Origin of the sequence: Streptomyces sp. NRRL S-340 (assembly GCF_000720185.1) — a bacterium.
GTDB lineage: Bacteria > Actinomycetota > Actinomycetes > Streptomycetales > Streptomycetaceae > Streptomyces.
On sequence record NZ_JOIY01000006.1, the window covers coordinates 62,433 to 77,943 of the forward strand.

The following is a 15,511-nucleotide window of genomic DNA, read 5'->3' on the forward strand; positions in this document are numbered from 1 at the left end:
GCCGGGAGGGGCAGCGCGGCACCGGGTGAGCGTGTAGCTTCCGGGAGGGAACTGGGGGGTTGCCGATGGGAGTCCGGCTCATGGTGGTCGACGACCACCGACTGCTCGCCGAGGCGCTGGCCTCGGCGCTGAAGCTGCGGGGCCACCGGGTGCTGGCCGCGGCGGCGCCGGCGGCGGGCGCGGCGGAGCTGGTGATCAGCCGTGCGCCGGAGGTGTGCCTGCTGGGCACGGCGGCACCGGCCGGGCCGGGCGCGTTCGACCCGGTGGCGCGGATCAAGCAGGAACGCCCGCAGGTGGCGGTGGTCGTGCTGGGGCCGGTGCCCTCCCCCCGGGGCATCGCGGCGGCGTTCGCCGCGGGTGCCTCGGGCTATGTGCGGCACGACGAGCGCATAGAGGGCGTGGAGCGGGCGATCCTGAAGGCGCGCGCGGGGGAGGCGGCGGTGGCTCCGCAACTGCTCCAGGAGGCGTTCGGTGAGCTGCTGAACCCGGCCGCCCAGCCGGACGACGAGGGCCAGCGGCTGCTGCGGCTGCTCACCCCCCGGGAGGTGGAGGTCCTGGTGCGGGTGGCCGAGGGGGAGGACACACGGCTGATCGCGGCCGGGATGGGGATCGCCCCGAGCACCGCCCGCACCCATGTGCAGCGGGTCCTGATGAAACTGGGCGTGGGCTCCCGCCTGGAGGCGGCGGCCCTGGCGGCCCGCACGGGTCTGCTGGCCCGCGCGGGCCGCACGTAGCAGCCGCGCCGCCCGGGCTGTCGCCGTGCGGGCCTACTCGGCCTCCGGCTCCTCCGCCTCGGGCACCGGGGGCGCGGCCGGCCGGAGCTTGAGCCACACCAGGAAGAACACGCCGAGGGCCAGCATGCCGATGCCGGTCCACAGGTTGATGTTGACGCCCTGCGCCTTGTCGATGGCGGCCTGCGAGTCGGTGATCCCGGTGATCGTGACGATGACGCCGTAGAGGACGAACAGTCCGCCGATGATGCGCCGCAGGTCGAAGATGCGCGCGGCGGTCGCGGACTTGCCCTCCAGGTCGGTGACCTCGCGCTGTACGTCCTGCTCGGAGTAACCGGAGTGCGGGTCCTGGTGCTCGGACCGGCCGGGGTTCTCAGACTGTGACATGGTCTCTCAATCCTCCCGCGATCAGAACGAGAACGGGATGTAGCAGGCGGCGGCGAGGACGACGGCGCCCCAGCCGAGCAGCGCGGGCTTGCGGTACCAGGCCTCGTCGCCGGGGGCGGGCGCTTCCGCCATGCCCGGGGACCGGGTGCCGTAGACGAGCCCCTGCAGGGCCGCTTCCGGCTTGGGCTCGGTGAAGAGGGTGACGGCCACCATGACCACCGCGCCGGCGACGAACCCGGCGATGGCGGAGACGAAGTTGGCGCCCTGGTCGGTGGGGATGTGGATGATGTCCTTCTTGTAGAGGACGAAGTAGTTCACCATCGCCGCGGTGGTGCCCGCGAGCAGGCCCCAGAAGCCGGACTTCACGGACGCGCGCTTCCAGAACATGCCGACGATGAACACCACGAACATCGGCACGTTGAAGAAGGAGAACAGCGTCTGCAGGTAGCTCATGATGTTCGAGAACGACGACGCCAGGAACGCGGTGCCGACCGAGGCGAGCACGCCGATGGCGGTGATGAGCCGGCCGAACCGCACGTAGTAGGAGTCCTCGCGGCCCTTGACGACGTACTTGGCCCAGATGTCGTTGGTGAACACGGTGTTGAAGGACGACACGTTGGCGGCCATGCCGGCCATGAAGGCGGCGAGCAGACCGGTGACCGCGATGCCGAGGACGCCGTTGGGGAGCAGTTCCTGCATCAGGTAGGGGATCGCGTCGTTGTACTGGAGCCCGGAGGCGGAGGTGCCGATCTTCGGGACGACGGCGGCGGCGACCAGGCCCGGGATCATCACGAGGAAGACGATGAAGATCTTCGGGAACGCGGCGATCAGCGGGGTGCGCTGCGCGGCGGAGAGGTTCTTCGCGGACAGGGCGCGCTGCACCTCGGCGAAGTTGGTCGTCCAGTAGCCGAAGGAGAGCACGAAGCCGAGACCGAGGACGATGGTCAGCCAGTTGGCGCCGAGCGGGTTGGCGTGGCCGATGCCGGTGCCGCCCCAGGCGGTGGTGAAGTCCGCGCCGTGCGTCTCGGTGAGCTTGTGGGTCAGGCCGTCCCAGCCGCCGACCTTCTTCAGGCTGAGGACCACGAGCGGGATGAGGGCCGCGAGGATCACGAAGAACTGCAGCACCTCGTTGTAGATCGCGGAGGACAGTCCGCCGAGGGTGATGTAGGCGAGGACGAAGAAGCCGGCGACGACGATCGCGACCCACTGCGGCCAGCCGAGCAGCGCCTCGACGACGATCGCGAGGGCGTAGAGGTTGACGCCGGCGATCAGGATGGCGGCGAAGGCGAACAGGATCGAACTGAGCAGGTGCGCGCCCCTGTCGAAGCGCAGCAGCAGGAACTCGGGGACCGAGCGCACCTTGGAGCCGTAGTAGAAGGGCATCATCACCAGGCCGAGGAAGACCATGGCGGGAATGGCGCCGATCCAGTACCAGTGCACGGTGTAGGCGCCGTACTGGGCGCTGTTGGCGGCCATGCCGAGGATCTCGGTCGCGGCCAGGTTGGCGGAGATGAACGCCAGACCGGTGATCCACGCGGGCAGGGAGCGTCCGGAGAGGAAGAAGTCGAGGCTGGTCCTGACCGAGCGCCGGGCGGCGAAGCCGATGCCGAGGACCACGACGAAGTAGATGGCGAGGATCGTGTAGTCCAGGGCGTTGGTCGGCAGCCGCAGCTCCGCCGCCAGATACGCGGGTGCGTAGCCGGGGGATGTGGGGGTTTGCATAAGTACTCGCTTCGTTGCACGAACGGATCCAGCGGGGAACCTACGCCTTCGCGTTCATGAATTGAACACTTTTGTTGGTTGTCTTTGTTTGATTGTGATGTGCGGGCCGTGGCGCCTCCTTACGGGCTGTCGGTAGCCTCCCTTGGTGAGTTGTGATGTGTTATGTTCGATTGTGTTGGGTGACACAGTGATCGGGTGCGGCCCGGGCCTGGACGAACAGGGAGTCCGCAGTGAAGAAGACCTCGACCCGGCTGGCCGACGGTCGTGAGCTGATCTACTACGACCTGCGGGACGACACCGTGCGGGACGCCGTCGACCGGCGCCCGCTGGAGCCGACCGTCACCACCTCGGAGATCCGCCCGGACGTGCTGCTCGGCGACGCGGTCGCCGTGGCCTCCCACCGCCAGGGCCGCACCTACCACCCGCCGGCCGACGAGTGCCCGCTGTGCCCGACCCGGGGTGACAAGCTCACCGAGATCCCGGACTCCTCCTACGACGTGGCGGTCTTCGAGAACCGCTTCCCGTCGCTGGCCGGCGACTCGGGCCGCTGCGAGGTCGTCTGCTTCACCTCCGACCACGACGCGTCCTTCGCCGCGCTGAGCGAGGAACAGGCACGGCTCGTCCTGGAGGCCTGGACCGACCGCACCTTCGAGCTGTCGCACCTGCCCTCGGTGGAGCAGGTGTTCTGCTTCGAGAACCGCGGCGCCGAGATCGGCGTGACGCTGGGCCACCCGCACGGGCAGATCTACGCCTATCCGTTCACCACCCCGCGCACCGCGCTGATGCTGCGCTCGCTGGCCGCCCACAAGGACGCCACCGGCGGCGAGAACCTCTTCGACGCCGTACTGGAGCGGGAACTGGCCGGTGAGCGGGTCGTCCTGGAGACGGATCACTGGGCGGCCTTCGTGCCCTACGCGGCGCACTGGCCCTACGAGGTCCACCTCTACCCCAAGCGCCGCGTCCCCGACCTGCTCGCGCTCGACGAGGCGGCCCGCACAGAGTTCCCCCAGGTCTATCTGGAACTCTTGAGGCGCTTCGACCGGATCTTCGGGGAAGGTGAACCGCCGACGCCGTACATCGCGGCCTGGCACCAGGCGCCGTTCGGCGCGCTGGAGGAGTTCGACGGGGTCGTCCGCGAGGACTTCGCCCTCCACCTCGAGCTTTTCACCATCCGCCGTACTTCCGGCAAGCTGAAGTTCCTCGCGGGCTCCGAGTCCGGCATGAACGTCTTCATCAACGACGTGCCCCCGGAGCGCGCGGCCCAGCGATTGCGAGAGGTAGCGAGTTCATGAGCGGGAAGTACCTGGTGACGGGCGGCGCGGGTTACGTCGGGAGCGTGGTCGCCCAGCATCTGCTGGAGGCCGGCCACGAGGTCGTCGTGCTCGACAACCTCTCGACGGGCTTCCGCGAGGGCGTGCCCGCCGGCGCCTCCTTCGTCGAGGGCGACATCCGCGACGCCGCCAAGTGGCTGGACCCCTCCTTCGACGCGGTGCTGCACTTCGCCGCGTTCTCGCAGGTCGGCGAGTCGGTGGTGAAGCCGGAGAAGTACTGGGAGAACAACGTCGGCGGCACCATGGCGCTGCTCGCCGCGATGCGCGAGGCCGGGGTGCGCAAGCTGGTCTTCTCCTCCACCGCGGCGACGTACGGCGAGCCGGAGCGGACGCCGATCGTCGAGACGGCCCCGACGAAGCCCACCAACCCCTACGGCGCCTCCAAGCTCGCCGTCGACCACATGATCACCGGTGAGGCGGCGGCCCACGGCCTGGGCGCGGTCTCCCTGCGCTACTTCAACGTGGCCGGCGCCTACGGCGCGTACGGCGAGCGCCACGACCCCGAGTCGCACCTGATCCCGCTGGTGCTCCAGGTCGCCCAGGGCCGCCGCGAGGCGATCAACGTCTTCGGCGACGACTACCCGACGCCGGACGGCACCTGTGTGCGCGACTACATCCACGTGGCGGACCTGGCCGACGCCCACCTGCTCGCGCTGGACGCCGCCACCGCCGGCGAACACCTGATCTGCAACCTCGGCAACGGCAACGGCTTCTCGGTCCGCGAGGTGATCGAGACGGTCCGGCAGGTCACCGGCCACCCGATCCCGGAGGTCGTGGCCCCGCGCCGGGCCGGCGACCCGGCCGTCCTGGTCGCCTCGGCCGGCACCGCCCGCGAGAAGCTCGGCTGGAACCCGTCCCGCGCGGACCTCGCGGGGATCGTCGCGGACGCCTGGGAGTTCGCGCAGCACACCACGAGGGAGCAGTAGTGGGGGCACAGCAGGTCCGGGACGGTTTCGCCGCGCTGTACGGCACCGGCCCGCAGGGAGTGTGGGCGGCACCCGGCCGCGTCAACCTCATCGGTGAGCACACCGACTACAACGACGGCTTCGTGATGCCGTTCGCCCTGCCGCACGACACGATCGCGGCGGTCTCCCGCCGTGCCGACGGTGTCCTGCGGCTGCACTCGGCGGACGTCCCGGGCGACCCCGTCGAACTGCGCGTGGCCGACCTGGCGCCCGAGTCCGACAAGGACTGGACCGCCTACCCGGCGGGCGTGGTCTGGGCGCTGCGCGAGGCCGGACACGAGGTGCTGGGCGCGGACGTGCACCTGACCTCGACGGTGCCCTCGGGCGCCGGCCTGTCCTCGTCGGCGGCCCTGGAGGTCGTCGTCGCCCTGGCCCTGAACGACCTGTACGGACTGGGCCTGAAGCCCTGGCAGCTGGCCCGCCTGTGCCAGCGCGCCGAGAACGTCTACGTCGGTGCCCCCACCGGCATCATGGACCAGACGGCCTCGGCCTGCTGCACGCAGGGCCACGCCCTCTTCCTCGACACCCGCGACCTGTCCCAGCGCCAGGTCCCCTTCGACCTGGCCGGCGAGGGACTGCGCCTGCTCGTCGTCGACACCCGCGTCAAGCACGCGCACAGCGACGGCGAGTACGGCAAGCGCCGGGCCGGCTGCGAGAAGGGCGCGGCCCTGCTCGGCGTCGACGCCCTGCGGGACGTGCCCTACGACGGCCTGGACGCGGCCCTGGAACGGCTCGGCGACGAGGAGGAGATCCGCCGCCTGGTGCGCCACGTCGTGACGGAGGACGCCCGGGTCGAACGCGTCATCGCCCTCCTCGGATCCACCGGCGCCCGCGCGATCGGCCCGGTCCTGACCGAGGGCCACGTCTCGCTGCGCGACGACTTCCGCATCTCCTGCCCCGAGTTGGACCTGGTCGTCGACACGGCCCTGGCCGCCGGCGCGCTGGGCGCCCGGATGACGGGCGGCGGCTTCGGCGGCTCGGCGATCGTCCTCGCCGAGGAGACCGCCGTCCCTTCGGTCACCAAGGCGGTCGAGGAGGCCTTCGCGGGGGCCGGCTTCACCTCCCCGCGCGTGTTCGAGGCGGTGCCCTCGGCGGGGGCGCGGCGCCTGATCTGACGCGGCGCCCAGCGGACGGACGCGGCGGCACGGGGTGCGACTGCCCGCGCCGCCGTGCGCGAGGCGGACGGCGTGAGCAGGCCGGGGCCGGCCGGGCCCCGCGAGGCGGACACGCCCCGCGCGGGCTCGCGGCGGGGCAGGCAGCCCCCCGCGTGTGAGGCGGGGTCCGGGGCGGCCTGTGCGTGAGGTGGGGGTTGCAGTTGCCTGCGCGTGAGGTGAGGTGGGGGCGAGGTCCGGGGCCGGGGCCCCTGCGCAAGGCGGGGACGGGGGCCGCCCGCGCCCGGGGCGGCCGGCTCCCGCGGTCACGCTCCCCCGTACGATCGGCCGGTTCCCCACCGCAAGGAGCCACCCCCGGTGACCACCACCCACCCGGCGTCCGCGCCCGCCGCCCCGACCGCCGGCCCGTGCGCGGCGCGCCTGCTGACCCGCACCGAGGACGGTGAGCGGCTGCACGCGCTGCTGTGGCGGGCGGGCCCGGGGTGGCGGATGGTCAGCAGCGCGGTGCTCGGCGGCGGTGTCGGTCCGCGCGGCTGGGTCCTCAACGCCCAGGTGGCGCACGGCTACCGGCGCACCGAACCGGACCGCCACCTGGCCGGACTGGCCGCCGGCGCCGGACTGAGGGGAGAGGGCGTCGGCCTGATGACGGCGGCCGACGTCTCCCGCCACGCCCGCGCGGCGGACGCCGGCGCGCAGGCACTGGTCACGGCGGGCATCGACGTACGCGGCTGGGCCGCCTCGCCCGCCGAGGGCACCGCCCTGCCCGCCCGGCCGGGCACCATCAACATCATCGCCGCCCTCCCCGTGGCCCTGACCGACGCGGCCCTGGTCAACGCGGTCGCGACCGCCACCGAGGCCAAGGTCCAGGCCCTTCTGGAAACCGGCCACGACTGCTCCGGCACCCCCACGGACGCGGTCTGCATCGCCGCCCGCACCCCGGTGCCCGGCGAGGATCCCCAGCCCTTCGCGGGCCCCCGCTCGCTGTGGGGCGCCCGACTGGCCCGGGCGGTGCACCGGGCGGTGGGGGAGGCGGTGTCGGCCGGGTGATGCGGCATCGTGCCCGTCGGCAGACCGGTTCCGTCACACCGGAGCCGGGAGGATCCGATGACCCGGCACCAAGGACGAGGACATGGGGCCGGACGAGGTGCCGTCGTAGCGTCGGCCCCGCTCGTCCACCGGCTCACCCCAGCGGCTTGATCAGCGTGTACTCCGTCGTTCCCGGGGGATAGTCGGGGATCGCGCAGACCACCTTGTAGCCGTGTTTGCGGTAGAACTCCGGGGCCTGGAAGTCCCAGGTCTCCAGGCGGGCGCCGTGGCAGTCGCGTTGGGTGCGGGCCATGCGTTCGGCGCGGGCCAGCAGGCGGGAGCCGAGGCCCGCGCCGCGGTGGCGGCCGTCGACCCACAGGTGCGCGACGTGCAGCCAGGTCGCCCAGGTGTGCCCCACCAGACCGCCGGCCAGCGCGCCCGACTCGTCCAGCGCCCACACGTGCAGGGGGATCTCTCGTTCGGCGGGGGTCCCGCGCAGGGCGGCCAGGACGGGGGAGGCCGCCGTGTTGGTGTCACGGAGGCGGGAGCGGAGCAGATCGCGGCGCTCTTTGTCTACTTTCGCCTCGATACGAAACATGCGGCACACCCTAGACGCGCTCGTCGGTCAGTTCTGTGAAATTCCTTCCCCTCCCGGCCCCCGGTCGTACTCTGAGGAGCGGTACCGGTGGGGGCCGGTGCCGATCAGGGGGCGAGACAGCCGGGTACGGCGCCCGAAGTGGGGGTAGCACTTCCGCATGGCGGCGGCCCTGCGGTCCAGCGGCCCCGGGCGCCGTGCCCGCGCCGCCGGCCTCCTCGGCAGGGCCGGCCGTCGTCCTGGGTGACGGGAATCCCCTGCTTCGTGAAGGAGCCCGGGGAAGGGGGTTTCAGTGGTTCGAGTCCGCGTCCTGGTCGTCGACGACCACCGTATTTTCGCCGAGTCCCTGGCCGCCGCCCTGGCCGCCGAGCCGGACGTCGACGTGTCCGCGGCCGGCTCCGGACCGGCCGCGCTGCGCTGCCTGGAGCGGGCCGCCGCCGAGGGCCGCCGCTTCGACGTGCTGCTCGTCGACGCGGACCTCGGCGGCAGCGTGCCCGGCGGGCGGGCGCCCGTCCCCGTCCAGGAGGGCAACGCCGACGGCCTGGTGGACGGGATCTCCCTGGTGGCCGGGGTGCGCGGCAGCCAGCCCGGCGTACGGACCGTCGTCCTCGCCGAGAAGGACGACCCCCGGCGGGCGGCGCTCGCCCTGCAGGCCGGCGCCTGCGGCTGGGTCGCCAAGGACTGCTCGCTGTCGCGGCTGCTCACCGTCATCCGAGGGGTGCTGCGCGACGAGACGCACCTGCCGCCCGCCCTGCTCACCGGCGTGCTGCGCGAGCTGACCGCCGCCCGCAAGCACCGCACCGAGAGCGAACGCCTGGTGGAGTCGCTGACCCCGCGCGAGCGGGAGGTGCTGCGCTGCATGGTCGCCGGGCTCGGACGCAAGGCCGTCGCCGAACGGCTCTACCTGTCCCCGCACACCGTCCGTACCCACATGCAGAACGTGCTGGGAAAGCTCGGCGTGCACTCCACGCTGGCCGCCGTCGCACTGGCCCGCCGGGCCGGTGTGGGTCCCGCGGATCTGGGATCAGCCGGGGATGTTGTCGAACGGGGCGGTCAACTGGCGTAGCAGCGCCGCCAGTTCGGAGCGCTGGGCGGCGGACAGCTCGCCGAGGATCGCGCGCTCCTGGTCCAGCAGGCCGGCCAGGGACTGGTCGGCGCGGTCGCGGCCCTCGTCCGTGAGGCGGACCAGGACGCCCCGCCGGTCGCTGGGGTCGGGCAGACGCTCGACCAGACCCTTCTTCGCGAGCCGGTCGATGCGGTTGGTCATCGTGCCCGAGGTGACCAGGGTCTGGGTGAGCAATTGCCCGGGCGAGAGCTGGTACGGCGCGCCCGCGCGGCGCAGCGCGGTCAGCACGTCGAACTCCCAGGGCTCCAGACTGTGCTCGGAGAAGGCCAGCCGGCGGGCGCGGTCCAGGTGCCGGGCCAGCCTGCTCACGCGGCTCAGCACCTCGAGCGGTTCCACGTCGAGGTCCGGGCGCTCCCGGCGCCACGCTGCGACCAGCCGATCGACCTCGTCCTCCATGCGATCAGTGTAGTGGTTGTGTCGACGTGAAGTCTCTTGATATCAACTATCTTGGAATCGAGAGAGATTCGCCGTGCGGGTCACGGGGCTCCGGCTCCCGTGACGTCAAGGAGGCCGCCATGCCCGCCGACCACGCCCACGACATCCACAGCCCCACCTGGGACCCCGCCCAGTACCTGCGCCACGCCGACCACCGCGCCCGCCCCTTCACCGACCTGCTCGCCCGGATCCCGGACCTGCCGGCGCGGCCGCCGGGGGGCGTGCCCCGCATCGCCGACCTCGGCTGCGGCCCCGGCAACGTCACCGTGCTCCTCGCCGCCCGCTGGCCCGCCGCCCGCATCACCGGCTACGACAACGCGCCCGAGATGCTGGACAGGGCGACGGTGGAACACGCGGGCCCCACCCCGGGCGGGGGCCAGCTCGACTTCGTCCGCGCCGACGCCCGGACCTGGACGCCCCAGGAGCCCTTCGACCTGATCGTCAGCAACGCCACCCTCCAGTGGGTGCCCGGCCACACCGGCCGCTTCGCCGACTGGATCGCGGCACTGCGGCCCGGCGGCACCTTCGCCTTCCAGGTCCCCGGCAACTTCTCGGCCCCCAGCCACCGGCTGATGCGCGCCCTCGCCCGGGCCCCCCGCTGGCGCGACCGCCTCGGCGACGTCCTGCGGCACGAGGACGCCGTGCGAGAACCCGCCGCGTACCTGGCGCAGCTGACCGGCCTCGGGTGCACGGCGGACGTGTGGGAGACGACGTACCTGCACCTGCTGCACGGGCCGGACCCGGTCCTGGACTGGGTGAAGGGGACCGGCCTGCGCCCCGTCCTCACCGCGCTCGCCGACGACCCCGAGGCCCGCGACGCCTTCCTCGCCGAGTACCGGACCGCCCTGCGCGAGGCCTACCCGGCCGGTGCGCACGGCACCCCGTTCCCCTTCCGCCGCATCTTCGCCGTCGCCACCAAGGAGGCGTGAACCGTGCTCGCCGCGATCGACCACGTCCAGCTCGCCGCCCCGCCCGGCCACGAGGACGCACTGCGGGCGTACTACGCCGGTGTCCTCGGCATGACCGAGATCCCCAAGCCGCCCGTCCTGGCCGCCCGGGGCGGCTGCTGGTTCCAGGCCGGCACCGTCCAGCTCCACCTGGGCGTCGAAGAGGACTTCCGGCCCGCGAAGAAGGCCCACCCGGGCCTGCGGGTCACGGGCATCGAGGCGTACGCCGCCCGCCTGGCAGCCCGCGGCGCCCCGGTCACCTGGGACGACAACCTGCCGGGCCACAAGCGCTTCTACTCCGAGGACCCGGCGGGCAACCGGCTGGAGTTCCTGGAACCGGCCGGCTGAGCGCCGGCGCCCCGCGTTCCCGGCCACCCGCCGGGGACGGGCCGGCCGCCGGCTCAGCTCTTGCGGTGCCCTATCAGCCGCGGCTTCGGCTCCAGGCCGTCCAGGCCGTGCCAGGCCAGGTTCACCAGGTGGGCGGCGACCTCCGCCTTCTTCGGGCGGCGCACGTCCAGCCACCACTGGCCGGTCAGCGCGACCATGCCGACCAGGGCCTGCGCGTACAGCGGCGCCAGTTTCGGGTCGAAGCCGCGGGACTTGAACTCACGGCCCAGGATGTCCTCCACCTGGGTGGCGATGTCCGAGATGAGGGACGCGAAGGAACCCGTGGACTGCGGGATGGGCGAGTCACGGACGAGGATGCGGAAGCCGTCCGTGTACTCCTCGATGTAGTCCAGGAGGGCGAAGGCCGCCTGCTCGCACAGCTCCCGCGGGTGGCCGGCCGTCAGCGAGCCGGTCACCATGTCCAGCAGCCGCCGCATCTCGCGGTCCACCACCACCGCGTACAGGCCCTCCTTGCCGCCGAAGTGCTCGTACACCACCGGCTTGGACACCCCGGCCTTCGCCGCGATCTCCTCCACCGACGTGCCCTCGAAGCCCTTCGCCGCGAACAGCGTGCGACCGATCTCCAGCAGCTGCTGGCGGCGCTCGGCACCGGTCATCCGGGTGCGACGCGCACGCCGCGGCTTGTCATTGCTGGGGGTGCTGGAGTCGGTCGCCACGGCGTCAATCATGCCGCCTCGGCGGTTTCCTTCCGGCGCCGGGAGCCGCCTTCGCCGGTGTTGCGCCGGGAATCGATACGCGAGCGTGACGGCCAGCGCACGTCGTACGCCCAGCCCAGCCGCTCGCACCAGCGGATGATCCGCGCCGAGGAGTCGAGCTGGCCGCGCTCCACGCCGTGCCGGGCGGAGGTCGGGTCGGCGTGGTGCAGGTTGTGCCAGGACTCGCCGCAGGACAGGATCGCCAGCCACCACACGTTGCCCGAGCGGTCCCGCGACTTGAACGGCCGCTTGCCCACCGCGTGGCAGATCGAGTTGATCGACCACGTCACGTGGTGCAGCAGGGCCACCCGGACGAGTGAACCCCAGAAGAGCCCGGTGAACGCGCCCCACCACGACATGGTCACCACACCGCCGATGAGTGGCGGCAGCCCCAGCGACACGACCGTCCACAGCACGAACTGGCGGGAGATCCGCCGCATCGCGGGGTCCTTGACCAGGTCCGGCGCGTACTTCTCCTGCGGGGTCTGCTCCTCGTCGAACATCCAGCCCACGTGGGCCCACCACAGGCCCTTCATCAGCGCCGGGACCGTCTCCCCGTACCGCCACGGCGAATGCGGGTCGCCCTCGTGGTCGGAGAACTTGTGGTGCCTGCGGTGGTCGGCCACCCACCGCACCAGCGGGCCCTCCACCGCCATCGAGCCGGCGATGGCCAGCGCGATCTTCAACGGCCGCTTGGCCTTGAAGGACCCGTGCGTGAAGTGCCGGTGGAAGCCGATCGTGATGCCGTGGCAGCCGAGGAAGTAGAAGAAGACCAGCAGACCGAGGTCCAGCCAGCTCACCCCCCACCCCCACGCCAGCGGCACGGCCGCCAGCAGCGCGAGGAACGGGACGGTGATGAACAGCAGCAGCGTGATCTGCTCGATCGAACGCTTCTGCTCGCCTCCCAGGGTGGCGGAGGACGGCGCGCCGACGGCCGCCTCCGGGGCGTCGTCGATCACATCGGAGGAGCTTGAGGTCATGGGCGTCCCCTGTGGGGTCGAGGGTCGAGACAGGTGCCGGGGGCTTCGCAACCGTTCAGCTCCCTACGGTTCCGTAACCTACGGCGACGTAAGTATGGCAGTGCGTCGCCGCGCGGCAAGAGCCCCTGGCCTGCGCGTCCCACCCGGCACCTAGACTTGGTCCCGGTCGGACAGCGCGGTCCGCTGAAGAAGATTCCTTCCCGGATGCCCGGCCCGTATGCGGCACCCGCCGCGCGGCACCCGTCCGGGTTCCCTCTCAGAAGAGCTTCCACACTGCAAGGAGCCGCACCTGTGAGCAGTGCCGACGACCAGACGACGACCAGCAGCGAGCTGCGCGCCGACATCCGCCGACTGGGTGACCTCCTGGGGGAGACCCTGGTGAGGCAGGAGGGCCCCGAGCTTCTCGACCTGGTGGAGAAGGTGCGCCGCCTCACCCGTGAGGACGGCGAAGCCGCCGCCGAGCTGCTGCGCGGCACCGAACTGGAGACCGCGGCCAAGCTGGTCCGCGCCTTCTCCACCTACTTCCACCTCGCCAACGTCACCGAGCAGGTGCACCGCGGCCGCGAGCTGCGCGCCCGCCGCGCCGCCGAGGGCGGCCTGCTGGCCCGTACCGCCGACCAGCTCAAGGACGCCGACCCCGAGCACCTGCGCCAGACCGTCCAGCACCTCAACGTGCGGCCGGTGTTCACCGCCCACCCCACCGAGGCGGCCCGCCGCTCGGTCCTCAACAAGCTCCGGCGCATCGGCGCCCTCCTGGAGACCCCGGTCGCCGAGTCCGACCGCCGCCGCCTGGACACCCGCCTCGCCGAGAACATCGACCTCGTCTGGCAGACCGACGAACTGCGCGTCGTACGCCCCGAACCCACCGACGAGGCCCGCAACGCCATCTACTACCTGGACGAACTCCACGCCGGCGCCGTCGGCGACGTCCTGGAGGACCTCACCGCCGAACTGGAGCGCGTCGGCGTCAAGCTCCCCGACGAAGCCCGCCCCCTCTCCTTCGGCACCTGGATCGGCGGCGACCGCGACGGCAACCCCAACGTCACCCCCGCCGTCACCTGGGACGTGCTGATCCTCCAGCACGAGCACGGCATCAACGACGCCCTCGACACCATCGACGAGCTGCGCGCCTTCCTGTCCAACTCCATCCGCTACAGCGGCGCCACCGAGGAACTGCTCCAGTCCCTCCAGGCGGACCTGGAGAACCTGCCCGAGATCAGCCCCCGCTACAAGCGGCTCAACGCCGAGGAGCCCTACCGGCTCAAGGCCACCTGCATCCGGCAGAAGCTCGTCAACACCAAGCAGCGCCTGGCCAAGGGCACCCCGCACGTCGCAGGCCGCGACTACCTCGGCACCGCCGAACTCCTCGCCGACCTGCGCCTGATCCAGGACTCGCTGCGCGAGCACCGCGGCGCCCTCTTCGCCGACGGCCGCCTCGGCCGCACCATCCGCACCCTGGCCGCCTTCGGCCTCCAGCTCGCCACCATGGACGTCCGCGAACACGCCGACGCCCACCACCACGCCCTCGGCCAGCTCTTCGACCGGCTCGGCGAGGAGTCCTGGCGCTACGCCGACATGCCCCGCGAGTACCGCACCAAGCTGCTCGCCAAGGAACTCAGGTCCAGAAGGCCGCTCGCCCCGACCCCCGCCCCCGTCGACGAGGCCGGCGCCAAGACCCTCGGCGTGTTCGAGACGGTCAAGCGCGCCCTGGACGTCTTCGGCCCCGAAGTCGTCGAGTCCTACATCATCTCCATGTGCCAGGGCGCCGACGACGTCTTCGCCGCCGCCGTCCTCGCCCGCGAGGCCGGCCTGCTCGACCTGCACGCCGGCTGGGCCAAGATCGGCATCGTGCCGCTCCTGGAGACCACCGACGAGCTGAAGGCCGCCGACACCATCCTGGAGGACATGCTCTCCGACCCGTCCTACCGGCGCCTGGTCGCGCTGCGCGGCGACGTCCAAGAGGTCATGCTCGGCTACTCCGACTCCTCCAAGTTCGGCGGCATCACCACCAGCCAGTGGGAGATCCACCGCGCCCAGCGCCGGCTGCGCGACGTCGCCCACCGCTACGGCGTACGGCTGCGCCTCTTCCACGGCCGCGGCGGCACCGTCGGCCGCGGCGGCGGCCCCACCCACGACGCCATCCTCGCCCAGCCCTGGGGCACCCTGGAGGGCGAGATCAAGGTCACCGAGCAGGGCGAGGTCATCTCCGACAAGTACCTCATCCCCTCGCTGGCCCGGGAGAACCTGGAACTGACCGTCGCCGCCAGCCTCCAGGCCTCCGCCCTGCACACCGCGCCCCGCCAGTCCGACGAGGCCCTCGCCCGCTGGGACGCGGCCATGGACGTCGTCTCCGACGCCGCCCACGCCGCCTACCGCAGGCTCGTCGAGGACCCCGACCTGCCCGCCTACTTCTTCGCCTCCACCCCCGTGGACCAGCTCGCCGACCTGCACATCGGCTCCCGGCCCTCGCGCCGCCCCGACTCCGGAGCCGGACTGGACGGCCTGCGCGCCATCCCGTGGGTGTTCGGCTGGACCCAGTCCCGGCAGATCGTCCCCGGCTGGTTCGGCGTCGGCTCGGGCCTGAAGGCGCTGCGCGAGGCGGGCGTACGGCAGGAGGGCGAGAGCGTGCTGGAGGAGATGCACGAACGCTGGCACTTCTTCCGCAACTTCATCTCCAACGTCGAGATGACGCTCGCCAAGACCGACCTGCGCATCGCCCAGCACTACGTCGACACCCTCGTCCCCGACGAGCTGAAGCACGTCTTCGACGTCATCAGGGCCGAGCACGAACTGACCGTGGCCGAGGTCCTGCGCGTCACCGGCGAGCGTGAACTCCTCGACGCCCAGCCCGTCCTGAAGCAGACCTTCGCCATCCGCGACGCCTACCTCGACCCGATCTCCTACCTCCAGGTCGCCCTGCTCAAGCGGCAGCGCGACGCGGCGGCGGCGGACCAGGACGCCGACCCGCTGCTCTCGCGGGCCCTGCTCCTGACGGTCAACGGCGTGGCGGCCGGCCTGCGCAACACCGGCTGACCGCCCCGCACGCGAGAG

15 protein-coding genes are annotated in these 15,511 nt (G+C 72.1%); 9 read left to right on the forward strand and 6 right to left on the reverse strand.

Features of this window, described 5'->3' with window-relative positions:
• The first annotated feature begins 65 nt into the window (after positions 1 to 65).
• Positions 66 to 734 carry a helix-turn-helix transcriptional regulator gene (locus tag IG64_RS05930; protein WP_037852762.1) on the forward strand — a complete coding sequence of 223 codons (669 nt, stop codon included), beginning with the start codon at positions 66 to 68 and terminating at the stop codon, positions 732 to 734.
• Between the two features lie 33 nt (positions 735 to 767).
• Here IG64_RS05930 and IG64_RS05935 read toward each other — a convergent pair whose 3' ends face one another.
• On the reverse strand, positions 768 to 1,118 hold the full coding sequence (locus IG64_RS05935) for a hypothetical protein (RefSeq protein ID WP_037852763.1): 351 nt from the start codon (positions 1,116 to 1,118) through the stop codon (positions 768 to 770).
• Between the two features lie 21 nt (positions 1,119 to 1,139).
• The gene (locus tag IG64_RS05940) at positions 1,140 to 2,840 is read right to left on the reverse strand and encodes a sodium:solute symporter family protein (RefSeq protein ID WP_037852764.1); all 1,701 of its coding nucleotides are present in this window, start codon (positions 2,838 to 2,840) and stop codon (positions 1,140 to 1,142) included.
• A gap of 230 nt (positions 2,841 to 3,070) precedes the next feature.
• On the opposite strand from IG64_RS05940, the gene galT reads away from it, so the two are divergent.
• From galT to IG64_RS05960, 4 genes are all read left to right on the forward strand, one after another.
• Positions 3,071 to 4,132 (forward strand): galactose-1-phosphate uridylyltransferase, encoded by a 1,062-nt coding sequence (gene galT, locus IG64_RS05945; protein ID WP_037852765.1) that lies wholly within the window; start codon positions 3,071 to 3,073, stop codon positions 4,130 to 4,132.
• On the forward strand, positions 4,129 to 5,097 hold the full coding sequence (galE, locus tag IG64_RS05950) for a UDP-glucose 4-epimerase GalE (protein WP_037852767.1): 969 nt from the start codon (positions 4,129 to 4,131) through the stop codon (positions 5,095 to 5,097). Before galT ends, galE begins: the two co-directional genes overlap by 4 nt.
• On the forward strand, positions 5,097 to 6,251 hold the full coding sequence (galK, locus tag IG64_RS05955) for a galactokinase (RefSeq protein ID WP_037852770.1): 1,155 nt from the start codon (positions 5,097 to 5,099) through the stop codon (positions 6,249 to 6,251). The genes galE and galK overlap by 1 nt, the downstream gene beginning before the upstream one ends.
• Before the next feature lie 354 nt (positions 6,252 to 6,605).
• A complete protein-coding gene (locus IG64_RS05960; RefSeq protein ID WP_037852771.1) occupies positions 6,606 to 7,295 on the forward strand; it encodes an adenosylcobinamide amidohydrolase in 690 nt (229 codons plus the stop codon).
• A 133-nt stretch (positions 7,296 to 7,428) separates the two neighbouring features.
• Here IG64_RS05960 and IG64_RS05965 read toward each other — a convergent pair whose 3' ends face one another.
• Complete coding sequence (locus IG64_RS05965) at positions 7,429 to 7,872, reverse strand: GNAT family N-acetyltransferase (RefSeq protein WP_037852981.1); 444 nt, start codon at positions 7,870 to 7,872, stop codon at positions 7,429 to 7,431.
• A 289-nt stretch (positions 7,873 to 8,161) separates the two neighbouring features.
• On the opposite strand from IG64_RS05965, the gene IG64_RS05970 reads away from it, so the two are divergent.
• Positions 8,162 to 8,935, forward strand: coding sequence for a response regulator transcription factor (locus IG64_RS05970; RefSeq protein WP_037852772.1), 774 nt, complete (start codon positions 8,162 to 8,164; stop codon positions 8,933 to 8,935).
• Here IG64_RS05970 and tamR read toward each other — a convergent pair.
• Positions 8,894 to 9,391 (reverse strand): MarR family transcriptional regulator TamR, encoded by a 498-nt coding sequence (gene tamR, locus IG64_RS05975; protein WP_037852775.1) that lies wholly within the window; start codon positions 9,389 to 9,391, stop codon positions 8,894 to 8,896. The two genes, IG64_RS05970 and tamR, sit on opposite strands and share 42 nt — an antisense overlap.
• Before the next feature lie 119 nt (positions 9,392 to 9,510).
• On the opposite strand from tamR, the gene IG64_RS05980 reads away from it, so the two are divergent.
• Both IG64_RS05980 and IG64_RS05985 read left to right on the forward strand, forming a co-directional pair.
• On the forward strand, positions 9,511 to 10,359 hold the full coding sequence (locus IG64_RS05980; RefSeq protein WP_037852776.1) for a trans-aconitate 2-methyltransferase: 849 nt from the start codon (positions 9,511 to 9,513) through the stop codon (positions 10,357 to 10,359).
• Between the two features lie 3 nt (positions 10,360 to 10,362).
• The gene (locus IG64_RS05985) at positions 10,363 to 10,725 is read left to right on the forward strand and encodes a VOC family protein (protein ID WP_037852779.1); all 363 of its coding nucleotides are present in this window, start codon (positions 10,363 to 10,365) and stop codon (positions 10,723 to 10,725) included.
• 53 nt (positions 10,726 to 10,778) lie between these two features.
• Here the strand turns inward: IG64_RS05985 and IG64_RS05990 are convergent, their stop codons facing one another.
• Positions 10,779 to 11,453, reverse strand: a complete 675-nt coding sequence (locus IG64_RS05990) for a TetR/AcrR family transcriptional regulator (protein WP_037852782.1) — start codon at positions 11,451 to 11,453, stop codon at positions 10,779 to 10,781.
• Positions 11,450 to 12,460 carry an acyl-CoA desaturase gene (locus tag IG64_RS05995; RefSeq protein ID WP_037852784.1) on the reverse strand — a complete coding sequence of 337 codons (1,011 nt, stop codon included), beginning with the start codon at positions 12,458 to 12,460 and terminating at the stop codon, positions 11,450 to 11,452. The genes IG64_RS05990 and IG64_RS05995 overlap by 4 nt, the downstream gene beginning before the upstream one ends.
• A gap of 291 nt (positions 12,461 to 12,751) precedes the next feature.
• On the opposite strand from IG64_RS05995, the gene ppc reads away from it, so the two are divergent.
• A complete protein-coding gene (gene ppc, locus IG64_RS06000) occupies positions 12,752 to 15,493 on the forward strand; it encodes a phosphoenolpyruvate carboxylase (RefSeq protein WP_037852786.1) in 2,742 nt (913 codons plus the stop codon).
• Positions 15,494 to 15,511: the final 18 nt, after the last annotated feature.

Coding starts and splice junctions, on each gene's coding strand:
- tamR (WP_037852775.1), bottom strand. CDS start 9,391: ATGGAGGACGAGGTCGATCGGCTGGTCGCAGCGTGGCGCCGGGAGCGC.
- galE (WP_037852767.1), top strand. CDS start 4,129: ATGAGCGGGAAGTACCTGGTGACGGGCGGCGCGGGTTACGTCGGGAGC.
- IG64_RS05980 (WP_037852776.1), top strand. CDS start 9,511: ATGCCCGCCGACCACGCCCACGACATCCACAGCCCCACCTGGGACCCC.
- IG64_RS05995 (WP_037852784.1), bottom strand. CDS start 12,460: ATGACCTCAAGCTCCTCCGATGTGATCGACGACGCCCCGGAGGCGGCC.
- IG64_RS05965 (WP_037852981.1), bottom strand. CDS start 7,872: ATGTTTCGTATCGAGGCGAAAGTAGACAAAGAGCGCCGCGATCTGCTC.
- IG64_RS05935 (WP_037852763.1), bottom strand. CDS start 1,118: ATGTCACAGTCTGAGAACCCCGGCCGGTCCGAGCACCAGGACCCGCAC.
- IG64_RS05990 (WP_037852782.1), bottom strand. CDS start 11,453: ATGATTGACGCCGTGGCGACCGACTCCAGCACCCCCAGCAATGACAAG.
- IG64_RS05940 (WP_037852764.1), bottom strand. CDS start 2,840: ATGCAAACCCCCACATCCCCCGGCTACGCACCCGCGTATCTGGCGGCG.
- IG64_RS05930 (WP_037852762.1), top strand. CDS start 66: ATGGGAGTCCGGCTCATGGTGGTCGACGACCACCGACTGCTCGCCGAG.